The 18,745-nt window shown below is 69.8% G+C and carries 11 protein-coding genes; 10 read left to right on the top strand and 1 reads right to left on the bottom strand.

Features of this window, described 5'->3' with window-relative positions; genetic code table 11:
- The first annotated feature begins 47 nt into the window (after positions 1-47).
- The 8 genes from A6A29_RS15960 to A6A29_RS15925 all read left to right on the top strand — a co-directional run bounded on the left by A6A29_RS15960 (position 48) and on the right by A6A29_RS15925 (position 7,304).
- Positions 48-1,487 (top strand): helix-turn-helix domain-containing protein, encoded by a 1,440-nt coding sequence (locus tag A6A29_RS15960; protein WP_241838506.1) that lies wholly within the window; start codon positions 48-50, stop codon positions 1,485-1,487.
- 85 nt (positions 1,488-1,572) lie between these two features.
- On the top strand, positions 1,573-1,737 hold the full coding sequence (locus A6A29_RS15955) for a lysine biosynthesis protein LysW (RefSeq protein ID WP_073720752.1): 165 nt from the start codon (positions 1,573-1,575) through the stop codon (positions 1,735-1,737).
- Positions 1,734-2,600 carry a RimK family alpha-L-glutamate ligase gene (locus tag A6A29_RS15950; RefSeq protein ID WP_073720751.1) on the top strand — a complete coding sequence of 289 codons (867 nt, stop codon included), beginning with the start codon at positions 1,734-1,736 and terminating at the stop codon, positions 2,598-2,600. Before A6A29_RS15955 ends, A6A29_RS15950 begins: the two co-directional genes overlap by 4 nt.
- Complete coding sequence (gene argC / locus A6A29_RS15945) at positions 2,588-3,619, top strand: N-acetyl-gamma-glutamyl-phosphate reductase (protein ID WP_073720750.1); 1,032 nt, start codon at positions 2,588-2,590, stop codon at positions 3,617-3,619. The genes A6A29_RS15950 and argC overlap by 13 nt, the downstream gene beginning before the upstream one ends.
- Positions 3,620-3,638: 19 nt before the next feature.
- Positions 3,639-4,460, top strand: coding sequence for a [LysW]-aminoadipate kinase (locus A6A29_RS15940; protein ID WP_073720749.1), 822 nt, complete (start codon positions 3,639-3,641; stop codon positions 4,458-4,460).
- The gene (locus tag A6A29_RS15935; RefSeq protein ID WP_073720748.1) at positions 4,457-5,521 is read left to right on the top strand and encodes a M20/M25/M40 family metallo-hydrolase; all 1,065 of its coding nucleotides are present in this window, start codon (positions 4,457-4,459) and stop codon (positions 5,519-5,521) included. The genes A6A29_RS15940 and A6A29_RS15935 overlap by 4 nt, the downstream gene beginning before the upstream one ends.
- Positions 5,518-6,327 (top strand): transketolase, encoded by an 810-nt coding sequence (locus A6A29_RS15930; RefSeq protein WP_073720747.1) that lies wholly within the window; start codon positions 5,518-5,520, stop codon positions 6,325-6,327. The genes A6A29_RS15935 and A6A29_RS15930 overlap by 4 nt, the downstream gene beginning before the upstream one ends.
- An 11-nt stretch (positions 6,328-6,338) precedes the next feature.
- Positions 6,339-7,304, top strand: a complete 966-nt coding sequence (locus tag A6A29_RS15925; RefSeq protein ID WP_073720746.1) for a transketolase family protein — start codon at positions 6,339-6,341, stop codon at positions 7,302-7,304.
- A 98-nt stretch (positions 7,305-7,402) separates the two neighbouring features.
- Here the strand turns inward: A6A29_RS15925 and A6A29_RS15920 are convergent, their stop codons facing one another.
- Positions 7,403-8,794, bottom strand: coding sequence for a DegT/DnrJ/EryC1/StrS family aminotransferase (locus tag A6A29_RS15920; RefSeq protein WP_073720745.1), 1,392 nt, complete (start codon positions 8,792-8,794; stop codon positions 7,403-7,405).
- 197 nt (positions 8,795-8,991) lie between these two features.
- Here A6A29_RS15920 and A6A29_RS15915 point away from each other — a divergent pair, with 197 nt between their 5' ends.
- Together A6A29_RS15915 and A6A29_RS15910 are read left to right on the top strand one after the other, a co-directional pair.
- Complete coding sequence (locus A6A29_RS15915) at positions 8,992-10,785, top strand: condensation domain-containing protein (RefSeq protein ID WP_073720744.1); 1,794 nt, start codon at positions 8,992-8,994, stop codon at positions 10,783-10,785.
- 17 nt (positions 10,786-10,802) lie between these two features.
- Positions 10,803-18,740: an amino acid adenylation domain-containing protein gene (locus A6A29_RS15910; RefSeq protein WP_073720743.1), complete on the top strand. Its 7,938-nt coding sequence runs from the start codon at positions 10,803-10,805 to the stop codon at positions 18,738-18,740.
- Positions 18,741-18,745: the final 5 nt, after the last annotated feature.

Here is an 18,745-nt window from a genome sequence, read left to right as displayed (position 1 = left end):
AAGCTGTCCGGAAAATCGGTGACCGGGAAAGAGAAGCACTCGGACACATGGCGCGCGGGGACACCTGCGGGGAGATCGACCGGCACATGAGCGTCAGTCCGCATACCGTCGGAAAAAACGCGGCAACCGGACTTTCGTTACGTGAATGCGCGGTGGGCGGCCCGCGGCAGCGGCCGGTGCCGACACCGTCGGAGGGGCCCCGCGAAACAGTTTCCTTCGCCGAGTTGCTGAAGAGACATCGGGGCCGGTCCGGGCTGACCCAGCAACAACTGGCGGACTTCGCGACGTTGAGCGTCCGGGCGATCCGGGACCTGGAGAGCGGACGGGTCCGACGGCCCCGGCGGGAGAGTGTGGGGCTGCTTGCCGACGCCTTGCGGCTGGGCGATCCCGAGCGCCTGCAACTGCACGCCGCCGGTGGAAGCCCGGCGGACCTGCGGGTCGCACCGCTCGAACTGCCCGCGCCGTCCGCTCCCCCCGAGCCGCCCGCTCCGCCCGGCACGCTGGTGGGCCGCGAAGCGGAGCTGCAGGTTTTGCTCGATCAGGTGACTGTGTACGGTCACCGCCTGGTGAGCGTGGTCGGCATCAGCGGCATCGGGAAAACGCATCTGGTGCTTGAGGCGGCCCAAGTGCTGCGTGCCAAGGGCTGGCGGGTCGGGTGGCACGCGTCGGCCGGGGACCCCCTCTGCTGCGGTGCGATTCCTGCGGCCGGCTCCGGTTCCGGCGGGCCGCCTCCGGGTGCCGCTGACCTGACTGACGACCTCGTCGGGGCGATCGGTGAAAGGCATGAACTGTTGGTGATCGATGGCGGCGACGCTTCGGGTCCCGGCAGGGTGGACGTTGGCGAGTTGCTTCGGCGTTGTCCGGGGCTGCGCGTCGTGGTGACCGGTCTGACGCCGCGATACCTGCCGGGTGAGCGCGTACTGCCGCTCACCGCGATGGCCGTGCCGGAGGAGGCGCGGGACTATGACTACGCCCGGTTGAGCGAGGTCGAGTCCGTGGCGTTGTTCCTGTCCCACATGCGCCGGTCACGGCCGGGATTCCGGCTTCGGGAGGACAACGCGCACGCGGTGGTGCGGTTGTGTCGCTGGCTCGACGGTGTACCCAGGGCACTTGAGTACGCGGCGGGCTGGTGCCTGGTGTATCCGCCTGAGCTCCTGCTGGCCCGAGCCGGTCGGGACTCCTCTCTCCTCTCCTCCCCGGCGGGCTGCGGCTGCCAGGACCTGCTGCATTCCCTGGCGCGCAGCGTCGACATCGTGGCCGAGTGCTGTCGCCATGTGCTGGCTGAGGTGGCGGACCGTCCGCACTGGACGGTCGGGGACCTCGATCACCTGGTGCCGGATCCGGCTGCCGCCCTGCACGCGCTGCTGGTCCACGGCCTGGTGCGGCCGGTGGGCGCCCACCTGCCGGAGCGGTTCACGGCGCTGCAACTCGTGCGGCTCCTGTACGCGCGGGACCGAGCTCCGGCGAGGGTGGCCCGGGCCGGCTGAGACTGCCGCTGATACTGCCTACCGGGGCCCACCGCGGCCCATACGTTTACCCGTGTCTTGTGGCGGTCGATGAAAGGGATGGGAAATGGTCACCTGCCCGGAATGCGAGAACTCGGTGGTTCCCGCCGGAACTCCGGTGATTGGCGAGATAGTGGAATGCGGTGAATGCGCCAGCGAATTGGAGATCCTCACGCTGGATCCGATACGGGCCGCGCTCGCGCCGGAGATCGAAGAGGACTGGGGCGAGTGAGCGGCGCCGTGCCGTTCGCGGTCCTCGCGTCCCGTGTGCGGGCCAGCGAGAAAAGGATCCTCGAAGCCCTCCGTCACAGAGGGATTGCCCATCGGCACCTCGACACCCGTGAGTGGTGGCAGCAACTCGGTGACCGCGGCCCTCAGCCGATCGTGCTGAACAGGGAGATCGGGCTCGCCAGGGCGACGTACGCCGCCCATGCGCTGGAGGCGGCGGGTGCGACGGTGGTCAACTCCGCGCGGGCGACCGAGCTGTGCGGGGACAAGTGGCGCACGTCCGCGGCACTCGTCGAAGCCGGACTGCCGACACCGCGAACGGCCCTCGGGCTGACCCCGGAAGCCGCGCTGACGGCTCTGGAGAGCATCGGCTATCCGGCTGTGGTGAAGCCGCTGCAGGGTTCGTGGGGCCGGCTGGTCGCCGCGTTGCCGGACCGGCAGACCGCGGAGACCGTGCTGGAGTATGTCGCCGCGTTGCCCGCACCGCAGGCGCGGATCGTCTACCTGCAGGAATGGATAGCCAAACCGGGGCGGGACATCCGGGTGATCGTGGTGGGCGGCGAAGCGCTGGCCGCGACCTACCGGCGCAGTGAGCACTGGCGGACCAATGTGGCGCGGGGTGCGGTGAGTGAACTGTGCCCCCTGACACCGGACATCGCGAAACTCGCGGTCATGGCCGCGCAGGCCGTGGAGGCCGAGATCGCCGGTGTCGATCTGATCGAGGACGAGACGGGAGAGGTCCTTGTCCTGGAGGTCAACCACGGTGTCGAGTTCTCCGGTCTGCAGCAGGCTCTCGGTGACGCGGTTTCCGTCGCCGACCGGATCGTCGACCATCTCCTGGAGAAGTCACGCTCATGCTCCGAGTAGCGATCGTCGGGGCATCCGGCTACATCGGTGGCGAGCTGCTTCGCCTGCTGCACGGTCATCCACGGGTCACCGTCGTGGCCGCCACCTCCGACCGCCTGGCCGGGCGCCGGGTCGACGGCCCGCATCCCAACCTGCGCGGCCACACGGACCTGTGCTTCGTCGGCCACGACACATTGGAGAGTATCGATTTCGATGTGCTCTTCCTGGCCGCTCCGCATCGGAAAACCATGGGAAGGATGGACGAATTCCTGAAACTGGCCGGGACCGTCATCGACCTGTCCGGCGATTTCCGCCTACGAGATCCCGAAATCTACGCCTCCTACTACGGGGTCACGCACACCGCACCGCATCTGATCCCCGATTTCACCACCGGGCTGCCTGAATGGCATCGCGCCCAACTGGCCACGAGCGACCGGATCTCGGTTCCCGGCTGCATGGCCACCGCCGGCATTCTCGCGGTCCGGCCGTTGGCCCGGGCGGGTTTGATCGAGGGCACGGTCCGGGTGGACGCCAGAACCGGTTCCAGCGGATCGGGCGTTTCCAGCGGACCCGCCGGCGCCCATGCCGAACGCAGCGGTGCCCTCCGCGTGTTCGCTCCCTCCGGGCATCGGCACGAGGCCGAGATCGCGCAGGCCACGGACCGTACCGTACGGATGACCGCCACCGGCGTCGAGGCGGTCCGCGGCGTGCAGGTGCTGTGCCACACGAAACTGGCGTCCGGCGTGTCGGAGAGAGACGTCCGGTCCGCGTTCCGCGCGGCGTACAGGAACGAGCCGTTCGTCCGGGTCATCGCCCAGCGGCAGGGCCTGTACCGGCTCCCGGAGCCGAAGATCCTGACCGGATCCAACTTCTGCGACGTCGGGTTCGCGGTGTCCGAGGGTGACGGCACCGCGGTCCTGATCGGCGCACTGGACAACCTGGTCAAGGGCGGCGCGGGCGGCGCGGTGCAATGCCTGAACGTCCGCTTCGGCTGGCCGGAGCGGACAGGGCTGGAATTTACCGGACTGCATCCGAACTGACGTGAGGCTGATAAAGCGAATGCGGGACATACTTGTGGTCAAATGCGGCGGGAACGCCGCTGTGCGGTCGGAGGCGATCTGCGCGGACGTCGCCGCCGTGCACCGCGGCGGCAGACCGGTGATCCTCGCCCACGGCGGTTCGGCGGACATCGACAGGCTCGCCGAACGCCTCGGTGTGCCTTCCCGCCGGCTCGTCGCCCCGGACGGGGTGTCGACCCGGTACACCGACGAGCGAACTCTCGAAGTGGTGCAGCTGGCGCTGGCCGGCTCCGTCAAGCCCCGTCTGCTGGCCGCCCTGCGCGCATGCGGAGTGAGCGCGGTCGGGCTGACCGGCCTGGACGCCGGACTTCTCGTGGCCGCCCGCAAGTCGGCGCACCGCGCACTCGTCGGCGGACGCCGGGTCGTGGTCAGGGACGACCACAGTGGACGGATCGTCGCAGTCAACGGCGACTTGCTGTCCACGGTGCTCACGGCGGGGCTGCTGCCCGTGGTGTCGCCGCCCGCCGTGGCTGAGGACGGCCGTGTGGTCAACACGGACGCGGACCGCGCCGCCGCGGCCATCGCGGGCGCCGTCCGGGCGAGCACCCTTGTGCTGCTCACCGGGACGAACGGGGTGCTGGCCGACCGGCACGACGAACGGTCGGTGCTCCCCGTCTGCCGGGTTCCCCGCCGGGGGACACCTCCGGTGGTCACCGGCGGCATGGGGATCAAGCTGATCGCGGCCCGGGAGGCACTGCTGTCCGGTGTGCACCGCGTCCTGATCGCGGACGGCCGTCGACCGTATCCGGTCCAGGAGGCCCTGGCGGGCTCGTGCACCGAAGTGCTACTGGAGGAAGAGTGACGACTTTTTCGGACACGGCCGCGATCGAACTGCTCCACGGCATGCTGAAGATTCCCTCACCGTCCTTCGCGGAGTCGGAGCTGGCCGCTCACGTGGTGGATGCCATGCGTGGAGCCGGTCTCGCCGCGTGGATCGACGAGGCGGGCAACGCGGTCGGGGAGATCCGGCATGGCCCGGGGCCGACGGTGATGCTGCTCGGGCACATGGACACCGTGCCGGGGGACATCCCGGTGCGCGTGGACGGCGATCGCCTGTACGGCAGGGGTTCGGTCGACGCCAAGGGGCCGCTCGCCACGATGATCTGCGCGGCCGCCGGCAGTACCGGGTTCCGCGGCCGGGTCGTGGTCGTGGGCGCGGTGGAGGAGGAGACCACGATGTCCCGGGGCGCGGTGGAGATCCGCCGTACGCACGAGCCGCCGGACGCGCTGATCATCGGTGAGCCCAGTGGCTGCGACACGGTCGTCCTGGGATACAAGGGAAAGATCGACCTCCGCTACCACGTGCGGTGCGAGGCGACCCACCCCAGCAACACCGTGCCCAAGGCGTCCGAACTGGCGGCCCGGGCGTGGACGGAGCTGCTGGACCTGCTCGGCCCGGAGGCGAGCCACGCCCGATTCGACAGTCCCGGCCCGACCTTGACGTCGATCAACGGTGGACTGACGTCCGCCACCGCGGAGTTCAGTATCCGGATTCCCCCGGGTTTCGACAGCGAGGGCCTGGTGGCCGCGTTGTCCGAGCGGCTGGACCTGGGCACCCTCCAGGTCGTCAACACGGTGCGCGCCTGCCGTGTCGGCCGCAACGACCCGGTGGTGCGGGCGCTGTCGGTCGCGATCCGCGCGCAGGGCGGCAGCCCGAGGGCGAAGGTGAAGACCGGTACCTCAGACATGAACACACTGGCCGAGAAGTGGACGATGCCGATGGCCACCTATGGGCCGGGGGACAGCAGTCTGGATCATTCCGACCGGGAACACATCAAACTGTCCGAGTACCTGTTCGGCATCGGGGTGCTGACCCGTGCCCTGGCCGAACTGGATGAGCATTTCACCGGGAAGAACCGATGAGTGACGATCACGCGCGCACGGCACGGGAACTCATTGTGCGGATGTGCGCCAACCCGGAGGGCGGCCACCTCGGCGGATCGATGTCCATGGTCGAGATCCTGGTGACGCTCTACCGTCACGTGCTGAGGATCGACCCGCGGAGGCCGCAGGCGCCGGACCGGGACATCCTGCTGCTGAGCAAGGGACACGGCGCGATCGGACTGTACGCGGTCCTGGCGGAGCGGGGCTTCTTCCCCGCGGAACTGCTGGCGAGCTACGGCGCTCCGGACAGCATGTTCACCGCACACCCGAATCCGGCCGTCCCCGGGGTCGAGATGCCGACCGGGTCACTCGGGCACGGACTGCCGCTCGGTGTCGGCTTCGCGCTCGCCGCACGGTTGGACGGGAGTGAGCGGCGTTGCTTTGTCGTGCTCGGCGACGGCGAACTGCAGGAGGGCTCGGTCTGGGAGGCCGCGATGGCGGCCGGCGCCCAGTCACTGGACCGGCTGGTGGCGATCGTGGACCGCAACGGGCTGCAGATCAGCGGTGACACGGAAGAGACCCTGGGCCTTGAGCCACTCGGGGACCGTTGGCGCAGTTTCGGGTGGACGGTACTAGAGGTCGACGGGCACGAGCCGGACCAGTTACGGACGGCCCTGTCGCGTATCCCGCACACCCCGGGCAGACCGACCGTGCTGCTGGCCCGCACGGTCAAGGGCAAAGGACTGCCCTATATCGAGGGCCAGGCCCGCAGCCACTACGTCCGGCTCACCGAGCGCGGGCACCGGCGTGCCCATGCCGCGGTGATGCGCGGCGAACGACCCTGAACGGAGACGACATGTCCGTCGTGACAGCCGAACCCACCGTGCCCGACGAGGCCCGCGAGGCCCGGGAGGTGTACCGGGACGTACTGGTCGAGTTGCTCGGCGAGGACGAACGCCATGTGTGCCTGGACAGCGACACCGGCCTGTTCTCCGCCACCCCATGGGGTGAGAGCGCGCGGCGGTATCTCAACCTCGGTATCGCGGAACAGAACATGATGGGTGTGGCGGCGGGACTGGCCAGGTCCGGCCGGATTCCCTTCGTCAACACCATGGCGACCTTCGCCGCCACCCGGGCGCTGGAAGCGGTGAAGCTCGACATCGCCTGGAACAACCTGCCGGTACGGATCGTCGCCACCCACGGCGGGCTCTCCGCCGGCCACCTCGGTTCCACCCACCATGCGCTGGAAGACCTCGCCGTCATGCGGATGCTGCCGAACATGACGGTGCTGGTGCCCGCGGACGGCCCCGCCACCGAGGTCCTGGTCCGAGCCGGCGCTGAGCTGCCGGGACCGGTGTACCTGCGCCTCGGGCGCGGCGCGACGCCGAGCCTCGCGCCGGGGGCGGAGCCGGTGCGGATCGGGATCGCGCAGTCCTTGCGCCGGGGATCCGACGTGACGCTGATCGCCACCGGACCGCATCCCGTGCTCACCGCGGTCGAGACCGCCGACGAACTGGCCCGCGACGGGATCGACGTGGCCGTGCTCAACATGCACACGGTCAAACCGCTCGACCGGGAGGCGATCGTCGCGGCCGCCACCCGCACACGCGGAATCGTCACCGTCGAAGAACACTGGGCGGCCGGGGGCCTCGGTTCCGCCGTGGCCGAGGTCGTGGCCGACCTGGGTGTCGCCTGTCCGGTACGGCGGGTGGCGGTCGCCGACCGGTTCGCCGCCGGTACCGGGGGACACCGGCATCTACTGGAGCGCAACGGGATCTCCGGCGCGACGGTGACCGAGCACGTGCGACGGCTGCTGGCTTGAACCCCCGGCGTCGAAGCGACCCCGGCGGTCCGGACCGGCCCTCAACCCACTCCATCCCACGATCCCGGACCGGGATCGTGGGATGGAGTGGGTTGAGGTCATCGGGCGGGGAACGCTCCGGCCCATTCGGTGTCGGCGATCTCCGCGGCGCGTTCCCAGTGCGGTGTGTAGTCCGTCGTCGCGGCGATGGCGGCCAGTGCCTCGCGGTGGTGCCAGACCTTCTCGAACGCGTCGGCGTACCGGTCGAGCAACGGTCCTGAGTCCGGATGCAGGTGCGCCTTCTGGATCGTGAAGGAGTCGTCGAGGACTCGCAGGGTGGCCGGGAAGTCCTCGGGACGGTAAGGGCGGTCCACGACGCCGGGCAACGCCCACGGGTAGGCACCGAACCCGCGGCGGCCGGTGAAGACCCGCTGCGCCGGCAACGGCTGCAGCTGGTAGGGCACGGCGGGCACCCCTTCGGCACGCAGGGCCCGCTGTACGACAGAGCGCAGCGGGCCCGCGAACGCGTCGGCCAGCCCGAAGGCGGCGGGATTCACCCGGATGCGCAGGATGTGCCAGGCATGGGTGCGGTCCTGTGGGACCTCGGGCACCAGGAAGCCGGGATACGCGGCCAGCCGTCCCAGCAGCCGGCCGACGTGCTCCTCGCGGACGGCCATTTCGGCGGGGAGTTGAGCGAGACGGCTACGGGTGAAGGCCGCCTGTATCGCGTTCGGTTTGCAGTTCCAGCCCAGCAGATGCGCCACGTAGCTGCGCTCGCCGCCTGCCGGAATGAGCTCACCGAACTGCCGCAGCATGGTCGCCCTGGTCGCCACGTCCGCGTCATCGGTGGTGATCAGGCCGCCCTCACCGCAGGTGGCGAGATTCTTGCTGACGTTGAGGCTGAAGGTGTTCACCGCGCCGATCGAGCCCACGGACCGGCCCCGGTACCGGGCGCCGTGCGCCTGCGCGGCGTCCTCGATCACGGTGACCCCGTGCCGGGCGGCGATCTCGGTGATCCGGTCCAGATCGGCGGGCAGACCGTGCAGGTGGACCACGACGATCGCCTTGGTCCGGCCGGTGATCGCGGCCTCCAGCGCCGCGGGGTCCAGATTGAACGTGACGGGGTCGATGTCCACGAACACCGGTACGGCCATGAGATGGAGCGGAGCGGTGGCGCTGCCGATGAAGCTCAGGGCGGGCACGATGACCTCGTCGCCAGGCTCCACACCCGCGGCGCTCAGCGCGACCGACAGCGCCGCGGTTCCGTTGCTCACCGCCACACAGTGCTCCGTGCCGACGTACTGCGCCCACTCCCGCTCCAGGCCCGCGATCTCCTGCTCTCCCGACGAGGCGGAGGTGAACCGGCCGGACCTCAGTACCCGATGGACCGCCTGCTCGTCCTGATCGGTCACCATCGGCCAGGGCCTGATCCCGAGTTCCCTGGGGACGGCCCGGCCACCGCCGAACATCGCAAGGTCGACCGCCGGCTGGGCCGGTTGCTGGATAGTCACCGCTGAACCTCTTCTCCATGTGATTCCGCCCGAACGTCGCGCATGTCATCGTCGGCGTGCGCCGTCGGGCCCGGCGGCAATCACACCGGCAACTCACCTGCGTTCCTTCGCGGTGCTCCCGGGAATTGCCGCTCCGACTGCCGCCGGTGGCGAGCGCCGCTCGCTAACTTCGTTCCTGATTCCAGACCGGAACCGGAATGAGGGAATACGTGACCAGGCCTTTCGGTGAAGCGAATTCGAGTGTGGCCGGGGAAAGTCCGGTCACCCGTCACCAGCGCGTTCTTTGTCAACTGGTCGCCGACGTCCTCGGGGTGAGCGACGTAGGGATCGACGACGGGTTCGTGGCGCTCGGCGGAGACAGCATCATCGCCATGCAACTCGTCAGCCGGGCACGGAAAGCCGGTCTGCGGATCACCGTCGGCGATGTGCTGACGCGGCGGGACATGGAAGCGCTGGCACAGACGGCCACCACGTTGGAACAGGAGCCGGCGCCCGTCGCGGACAGCGGGGTGGGACCGGTCGTCACCACTCCGATCATGCACTGGTTCCGGGAACGCGGTGGCGTGGTCGACACCTACAACCAGTTCGCGGTCCTGCGCACGCCTTCAGGGCTGACGGAACCCCGTCTGATGTCGATGGTGCAGGCTCTGCTCGACCACCACGACATCCTGCGCCTGCGGCTGTCCGTGCTGGGCGACGAGGCGGACTGGGCGCTGGAGACCCGGCCGGTGGGCGCGGTCGACGCGGCCTCGGCCGTCCGGCGGACAGATGCGGCGGGGCGCCCCGAGGAGGAGTGGGCCGCGCTGGTGCGACAGGAGTCGGACGCGGCGCGCGACAGGCTGCGCCCCCAGGAGGGCAACGTCCTCCAGGCCGTGTGGTTCGATGCCGGACCGGATCGCCAGGGCATGCTCGCCCTGGTCGTCCATCATCTGGCCATCGACTCGATTTCCTGGCGCATCCTGGCCGCCGATCTCTCCACGGCCTGGCAGGCCGTCGAGAAGGGCGCCGCGATCACTCTCGATCCCGTGCCGGCCTCGTTCCGCCGCTGGTCCGAAGTACTCGGCGAGCAGGCGCACGCGCAGGCCGGTGTCGCGGAACTCCCCGGCTGGCTCGAACGGCTGCGTCCCGGCGCCGCCCGGTTCGGCGACCGGGCGAGGGTGCCCGGTCAGGACGTGGAAAGCCGGGACCGGAGTTTCACCGAGTCCCTGCCGGCCGAGTTCACCGAGGCGTTGCTGACCACAGTGCCGTCGCTGTTCAACGCCGGTATCAACGACGTTCTCCTCGCCGGTCTCGCGCAGGCGATGGGCGACTGGCACCGCGGACGCGGCACGACGGGCGACGGCACCGCATTGCTGCACCTGGAAGGCCACGGCAGGGAAGACGCACTCGCGGAGGTGGATCTCTCCCGGACCGTCGGCTGGTTCACCAGCCTGTTCCCGATCAGGCTCGACCTGGGCGAACCGGACCGGACGGATGTGCACGCCGCCGGAGCGGCGGTGGGGAACGCGGTGAAGCGGGTCAAGGAGCAGGTGCGCGGCATTCCCGACAAGGGAGTCCGGTACAGCCTCCTTCGCTATCTGAACCCGCGAACGGGTGCGCTGCTGGAGAAGGCGGCCCAGCCGGAGTTCGTCTTCAACTACCTGGGCCGTTTCGAGGTCTCGGACGACGACTGGTCGGTCGTACCGGAGTACGGGACCGGTATGGACGACACGGGATCAGGCATGCCCATGGCCCACAGCATCGAGGTCAACGTGGCCACGGTGGACCGGGCGGACGGCCCGGTGCTACGGGCCACCTGGACCTGGGCCGACAGCGTCGTGTCCGAGGCGGACACCCGCGAGCTGGCGGAATCGTGGTTCCGGATGCTCCGGACCCTGGTCGCGCACGCCCGCGAACCCGGAGCGGGCGGACTCACCCCGTCCGACCTGACCCTGAGCTCGCTCAGCCAGCACGAACTCGAAGAGATCGAATCCGACCTGCGGGCCTTCTGAGGAAGTTGACACTGAAGATGAACCAATCGGTAGTCGAGGACATCCTTCCCCTGTCACCCTTGCAGGAAGGCCTTCTCTTTCACGCGCTGTTCGACCGGGAAAAGCACAGCCCCTACCTCGCGCAATTCGCGGTGGACCTCGACGGACCGGTGGATTCCGCGCTCCTGAGGGCGGCCGCGGACACCGTGATACGGCGCCACGCCACCTTGCGGTCCGGATTCCGGTACCGAAAGACAGGCGAACCGATACGGGTGGTCCGCCGCGATGTCCCGCTGGACTGGCGGGAGACCGAGATCGGTCAGGAAGGCGCGCCGGAACGGATCGCCGAACTGACCGAGCTGGACTGGGCCCGGGGCATCGACGTCGGGGGATCGTCGTTGATCCGGTTCACTCTCGTCCGGCACACCGCCCGCCGCCACCGGCTGCTGGTGACCGCCCACCATCTTCTGCTGGACGGGTGGTCCTTCGCCCTGCTGTTCCAGGAGCTGTTCGCGGTGTATTCCCGGGCCGGCGGTACCGCCGGCCTGCCCTCGGTGCGTCCGCACCGGGACTACCTGGCATGGCTGGCGGAACAGGACCGGGCCGGCGCGGAGCGGCACTGGGCGGCGGCCCTGGAGGGGTTCACCGAGCCCACTTTCGTCGCGCCCGCCGATTCCCGGAGCGGTCCGCCGCCGGAGGAGGTGGCAGTGCTGCTGCCGTCGGAGACGACGGCGCTGCTGACCGCGCACGCCCGCAGGAACCACGTCATGCTCAACACGGTGTGCCAAGGGGTCTGGGCCATCCTGGTCGGTTCGCTCACCGGACGCGACGATGTGGTGTTCGGCTCGACGGTCAGCGGCCGTCCGGCAGAGCTGACCGGCGCGGACTCGATGATCGGGATGTTCATCAACACGGTTCCGGTACGGGCGCGGCTGGACCGGGCGGCTTCGGTGAGCGCACTGTTCGATCAGATCCAGGCGGGGCGCGCCGCATCGCTCGACCACGACCACCTCGGCCTGACGGAGATCCAGACCCTGACCGGGTCCCCGACCGCGCTCTTCGACACCAACGTGGTCTTCGATAACTTCCCGATGCACGACTACAAGGTCGACTCGCCCGACGGTGAACTGGAGGTGGGCGTCACCTTCCGTGACAGCGCGCACTATCCGCTGACCCTCGCCGTCGAACCGGGCGAGCGGCTCGCGCTGCGCCTGCACTACCGCCCCGACCTGTTCACCGCCGACCGGGCGGCCGAGATCGCGGACCGGCTTGTGCTGCTGTTCGAGCAGGTGGCCGAGGATCCGGACCGACCGCTCTCCGCGCTGACCATGCTGTCGCCAGGGCAGCGCGACCGGGTCGTGCGGAAGTGGAACGACACCGCGGTCGAGCTGCCCGAGGTGACGCTTGCCGACCTGTGGTCGGAGCAGGTCCGACGCACGCCGGACGCGATGGCCCTGGTGGCGTCCGACGAGCAACTGAGCTACGCCGAGCTGGACGAACGAGTGGATCGGCTGGCGGCGCAGCTCGCCCACAGAGGCGCGGGCCCGGACCGGGTCGTGGCCGTGGCACTGCCCCGTTCGGTGGAACTGGTGGTCGCGATCCTCGCTGTCGTCAAAGCGGGCGCGGCCTACCTTCCGGTGGATCTGGACCACCCCGCCGGGCGGATCGCCGCGATGGTCGCGGATGCCGGGCCGATCCTCGTACTGACCGACTCGAAGAGCGCCGGCGCCCTCCCCGGCGCCATACCGAAGCTGTTGCTCGACGAGCCGATCGCGCGGGTCCCCGCCCGGCCGGTGCGACCGCGCCCGGCGCACTCCGCCTATGTCATCTTCACCTCCGGATCCACCGGACGGCCCAAGGGGGTCGTGGTCCCGCACGCGGCCATAGTCAACCGTCTGCTGTGGATGCAGGCCCAGTACCGGCTCACCGATGCCGATCGGGTGCTGCAGAAGACCCCGGCCGGTTTCGACGTATCGGTGTGGGAGTTCTTCTGGCCGCTGATCTCCGGGGCGAGCCTGGTGATGGCGAAGCCCTGCGGACACCGCGACCCCGCCTATCTGGCCGAGCTGATCCAGCGTGAATCGGTGACCGTCACACACTTTGTGCCCTCGATGCTGCAAGCGTTCCTCCGGGAGCCCGGCGCGGCCGGCTGCACGAGCCTGCGCCAGATCATCTCCAGCGGTGAGGCTCTGCCCGCGGAGACACAACGTGAACTGTTCAGCACGCTCGGCTCCACCGAACTGCACAACCTCTACGGACCGACCGAAGCCGCTGTCGACGCGACCTACTGGCAGTGCCGCCGTGGCGATGAGGGAAGTTCGGTGCCGATCGGCCGGCCGCTGGCCAATGTGGCGGCGTATGTGCTGGACGGCGGGCTGCGGCCGGTGCCGCCGGGTGTGGTGGGCGAGCTGTACCTGGGCGGGATCCAGCTCGCCAGGGGATATACCGGGCGCCCCGCGTTGACCGCCGAGAGGTTCGTGGCCTGCCCGTTCTCGGCGGGGGAGCGCATGTACCGGTCCGGTGACCTGGTCCGGTGGACCGCCGACGGGGAGCTGGAGTACGTCGGCCGCGCGGACGCGCAGGTGAAGATCCGGGGCTTCCGCGTGGAGCTCGGCGAGGTCGAGGCGGTGCTGGCCGGCCACCCCGAGGTGATTCAGGCCGCGGTCGTCCTCAGGGAGGACCGGCCGGGTGACCAGCGCTTGGTCGCGTATGTCGTGGCCCGGTCCTCGGGCCTCACGGGCCGGGAACTTCGCCGGTTCGTGTCGGACAGCGTGCCCGACTACATGGTCCCCGCCGCGGTGGTCCTGGTCGAGACCATGCCGACGACGATGAACGGGAAGCTCGACCGGGCCGCGCTCCCGGAGCCGGACCGGGCCGCGCACGCCGTGCGGGAGCCGCGGAGTCCGCGTGAGGAGATCCTGTGCGAACTCTTCGCTGAAGTGCTCGGGGTGCCCCGCGTGGGGATCGACGACCATTTCTTCGACCTGGGAGGGCACTCCCTGCTGGCGCTCCGGCTGCTCTCCCGGATCCGGTCGGTCCTGGGGGAGGGGTTCGAGATCCGGGACCTGTTCGCCGAACCCACGGTGGCCGGACTGGCCCGGCTGACCGGAGCCGCGCGCCCCGCGCTGACCGCCCGGGCAGGAGCGGAGCCCGTACCGCTGTCGTTCGCCCAGCGACGTCTGTGGTTCCTGAACCGGATGGAGCGCGACGAAGGAACGTACAACGTGCCCGTCGCGGTCCGTCTCACCGGGGCGGTGGACAGGGACGCTCTGGCACAGGCGTTCGCCGACGTGGCGGAACGGCACGAAAGCCTGCGCACGATCTTCCCCGAGGAAGGTGGCGAGCCGTACCCGGTCGTTCTGGACTCGGTTCCCGGGATCGAGGTCGTCGAGATGGCACCGGCGGACCTCGCCGACGCCACGGCGGAGCGGGTCCGTCACCGGTTCGACCTCACCGCACACGCACCCGTCCGGGCCACGCTGTTCCTGCTCGGCCAGGAGCAGCACGTCCTGCTGTTGGTCATTCAGCACATCGCGGCCGACGGATGGTCCCTGCGTCCGCTGCTGAGGGACCTCGGCCTGGCGTACACCGCCCGATGTGACGGGAGCGCACCGGACTGGCCGGCGCAGCCCGTGCGCTACGCCGACTACACACTGTGGCAGCGAGAGCTGCTCGGCAATGCCGAGGACGCGGACAGCCTGATGGCACGTCAATTGGAGTACTGGCAGCAGCAGTTGGCTGCACTGCCGGCGGAGCTGACGTTGCCGGCGGACCGGCCGCGCCCCGCGGTGGCGGCGCAGTCCGGTGGGACCGTGGCCGTCCACTGGGAGCCGGAGCTGCACAGCAGGCTGCTCGATCTTGCCAGGTCCGCCGGCTGCACGCTGTTCATGGTGCTGCAGGCGGGTTTCGCGGCACTGCTGACCCGTATGGGCGCGGGCACCGACATTCCCTTCGGCACCCCGGTGGCGGGCCGGTCGGACAGCGCGCTCGACGACCTGGTCGGGTTTTTCGTCAACACCCTGGTGCTGCGCACCGACACCGCGGGCGATCCCGGGTTCGCCGAACTGCTGCGACGGGTCCGGGAGACCGACCTGGAGGCATTCGGACACCAGGACGTCCCCTTCGAGCGTCTCGTCGAGGTCCTGCGGCCCGAGCGGTCGCTGTCCCGGAACCCCCTGTTCCAAGTCATGCTCCAGGTGCAGCACGCCGAGACCACCGCCCCGGCCTTCGCCGGACTGGAGGGCGAACGGGCCCCGGTGACCTGGGACGTCGCCAAGTTCGACCTCAGTCTTGAACTGGTGGACGAGCGCGATGCCGGGGGAGCACCGGCCGGACTGACCGGCTACCTCGAGTATGCCGAGGAGCTGTTCGACCGGACCACCGCCGAACAGCTCGTGACGCGCCTGCGACGGCTGCTGGAACAGGTGCTCGCCGCCCCGGAACGACCGATCAGCGCTGTCGACGTGCTCTCGGACGGGGAACGGCGGCGCTTCCTCGCCGCGCGTCCCGTGCCCGCGCTCGCGCCGCGACCTGTGTTCCTGCCCGACGCGTTCCGGGAGCAGGTCGCCCGCACGCCGGACGCGACGGCGCTGGTCTTCGAGGACACCGCGATGACCTACGCCGAGCTCGACGCACGTGCCACCCGGCTCGCCCGCCACCTCGTGAGCCGGGGCGCGGGCCCGGACCGAGTGGTGGCGGTGGCCCTGCCCAGGTCCATGGACCTGGTGGTCGCGCTACTGGCCGTACTGAAGGCGGGCGCCGCGTTCCTCTTCGTCGACATGGCGTACCCGGCGCGGCGGATCGCCCACCTGCTGGAGGACTCCGCCGCCGCCCTGGTCGTCACCGACAGCGAATCCGCCGGGTCGCTGCCCGCACGCGAGCCGGTGCTCATCGACGGCCCCGCGCTCGACGACGAATCATCGGAAGAACTCAAGATCGCGATCACCCCGGAGCATCCGGCGTACGTCGTGTACACCTCGGGGTCGACCGGCCTGCCCAAGGGCGTGATGGTGACCCACGGCGGGCTGGCCAATCTGCTCGCCTTCTACCGTGAGGAGGTCATCGCCACCGCCGAGCGGACCCGAGGTTCGCGGCGCTGCCGGATGGCGCTGACCGCGTCCCTCTCCTTCGACACCTCGGTCGTCGGTCTGCTGTGGCAGGCCGTCGGCCACGAACTCCACCTGATCGGCGACGACACCCGCCGCGACCCCGCCGCCATGGCCCGGTACATGGACCGGTGCGGCATCGACGCTCTCGACGTGATGCCCAGCTATGCCGAAGAGCTGATCCAGCAGGGGATGCTCGACCCGGCCGGAACACCGCCGGCGGTGCTGATGACCGGCGCGGAAACGGTGGGCGAGAAGCTGTGGACACGGATCCGAGAGACCGAGGGGATCACCGTCTACAACATCTACGGACAGACCGAGACCACTGTGGACTCCCTCTTCTGGACGTCGGACGACAGCGACCGCCCTCTGATCGGCCGTCCGATCGCCGGAGTGGACGTGTTCGTGCTCGACCCTGGGCTGCGTCCCGTCCCGCCGAAGGTGATCGGCGAACTGTACGTCGCTGGAGCCCAGTTGGCGCGCGGTTACGTGAACCGTCCTGGCCTGACCGCGGAGCGGTTCGTCGCGAACCCGTTCAGGCCGGGACGGCGTATGTATCGCACGGGTGACCTGGTCCGGTGGACCGACGACGGCGCGCTGGAATTCTTCGGCCGGGCCGACGACCAGGTGAAGATCCGTGGTTTCCGGGTCGAACTCGGTGAGGTGGAGGCGGCACTGGCCCGCCACGAGGGCGTCGCGCACGCGGTGGCGGTCCTGCGCGAGGACCGGCCCGGGGACAACCGTCTCGTCGGATATGTGCTCGCGCGGAACACGGAACTCGACGTGAGACAACTGCGGGAGTTCGCACGGCAGAACCTGCCGGACTACATGGTGCCCGCCGCGATCGTGGTGATCGAGGAACTGCCGTTGACACCGAACGGGAAACTCGACCGCGCCGCGCTGCCGAAACCGGCGTACCCCACCGGCACCCGGCGCGCGCCGCGCGATCTCCGCGAGGAGCTCCTGTGCGGGCTGTTCGCGGAGGTGCTCGGCCGTGACGCGGTGGGGATCGACGACGGCTTCTTCGATCTCGGCGGCCACTCCCTGCTGGCTGTGCGGCTGAGCAGCAGGGCGCGCTCCGTGCTGGGCGTGGAACTGCCTGCCCGTCTGCTGTTCAGTACCCCGACCGTGGCCGGGCTGGCGCAGAGCCTTGACGAAATTCTCCCCGGCAGGCCGACGCTCCGGCGGGGAAAACGCCCGGACGTGCTGCCGCTGTCCTTCGCCCAGCAGCGGGTGTGGTTCCTGAGCCAGTGGGAGGAAACAGGCACCAGCTACAATCTCCCTGTCGCTCTGCGCCTCTCCGGTCCGCTGGATCGGGGAGTTCTCGAACAGGCGTTGTCCGATGTCACGGACCGACACGAGAGTCTGCGGACGGTTTTCGTCGAACGTGACGGCCGGCGGGTGCAGTCGGTGCTCGCGCCGGGAGCGGTCCGGCCGGAACTGGTCCACCGAGAGGTGTCCGGGGCCGAGGTCGAGGCGGCGATTCGCGCGGCCGCGGACCATCCGTTCGATCTGGCCGCACAGCCTCCCATGGTCGCCCACCTGTTCACGACGGGCCAGGAGGATCACGTCCTGCTGCTGGTGTTCCACCACATCATCTGCGACGGCTGGTCGCTCGGACCGCTCATGCGCGACCTTTCCGCCGCCTATGCCGCCCGCGCGCGACGCGACGCTCCACAGTGGGACGAGCTGCCGGTGCAGTACGCCGATTACGCGCTGTGGCAACGGGATCTGCTGGGCAGTGAGGAAGACCAGGACAGTGTGCTGTCCCGTCAGCTGAGCCACTGGCGCGCCCAGCTGGCCGATCTCCCGGTGGAATTGACCTTGCCGACGGACCGGCCCCGGCCCGAGACCAGCGACTACGCAGGGGGATCGGCGGACGTCGAGTGGGGTCCCGACCTCCATCGAAGCCTGCTCGCGGTCGCCAAGGAGCACAACTGCACGCTGTTCATGGTGCTCCAAGCCGGATTCGCTGCCCTGCTCAGCAGGCTGGGCGCGGGGACGGACATTCCGATCGGCACCCCGGTGGCCGGCCGGACGGACGACGCGGTCGACGAGGTCGTCGGGTTCTTCGTCAACACGGTGGTCCTGCGGACCGACGTCTCGGCGAACCCGAGTTTCGCGGAGCTGCTCCGTCGCGTCCGGGCCACCGACCTCGCGGCCTACGAGCACCAGGACGTCCCGTTCGAGCGGCTGGTCGAAGAGGTGAATCCACCACGCTCGCCCAGCCGCCACCCGCTCTTCCACATCATGGTCCAGCTCCAGCACGCGACCGCCGGTCCGGAATTCCCCGGTCTGCGGGCGACCGAATGGCCGGTCCCGTCGACCACCGCGAAATTCGACCTGGTCATCGATGTGGAGGAGCGGCTCGACCAGGACGGAGCGCCGGCCGGGCTGGTCGGGGCCTTGACGTACTCGACCGCGCTGTTCGACGCCTCGACGGGTGAGCGGCTCGCTGACGGCCTGCGCAGGTTACTGACGCAGGTGGCCCGAGACCCGGAACGGCTGGTCGCTGACCTCGACGTACCACCCGTCCAGGACCGGCGGTCCGCTGTCGTCACCGAATGCCCGGCTCCGTCGCGGGGCGTGGCGCCGACCACCACCGGCCCGCGTACGGCGAACGAGGAGGTGCTCAGCGAGCTCTTCGCCAAGGTGCTCAGCCGCGACTCGGTCGGCATCGACGACAACTTCTTCGCCCTGGGCGGGCATTCGCTGCTGGCGACCCAGCTGATCTCCCGGGTGCGTTCGACCCTGGGGCTGGAGCTGCCGGTCCGTGAACTCTTCCGAGCCCCGACCGTCGCCGGGGTCGCCGCATACCTGGCGAAGGCCCGGCCCGCCCGGCCGGCGCTGCGGCCTGCCACTTCCCACTGACAGTG

It is taken from the genome of Streptomyces sp. TSRI0281 (assembly GCF_001905125.1).
Taxonomy (GTDB): domain Bacteria; phylum Actinomycetota; class Actinomycetes; order Streptomycetales; family Streptomycetaceae; genus Streptomyces.
The sequence above is the reverse complement of the archived record's forward strand: the minus strand, read 5'-3'. Positions and strand labels throughout refer to the sequence as shown.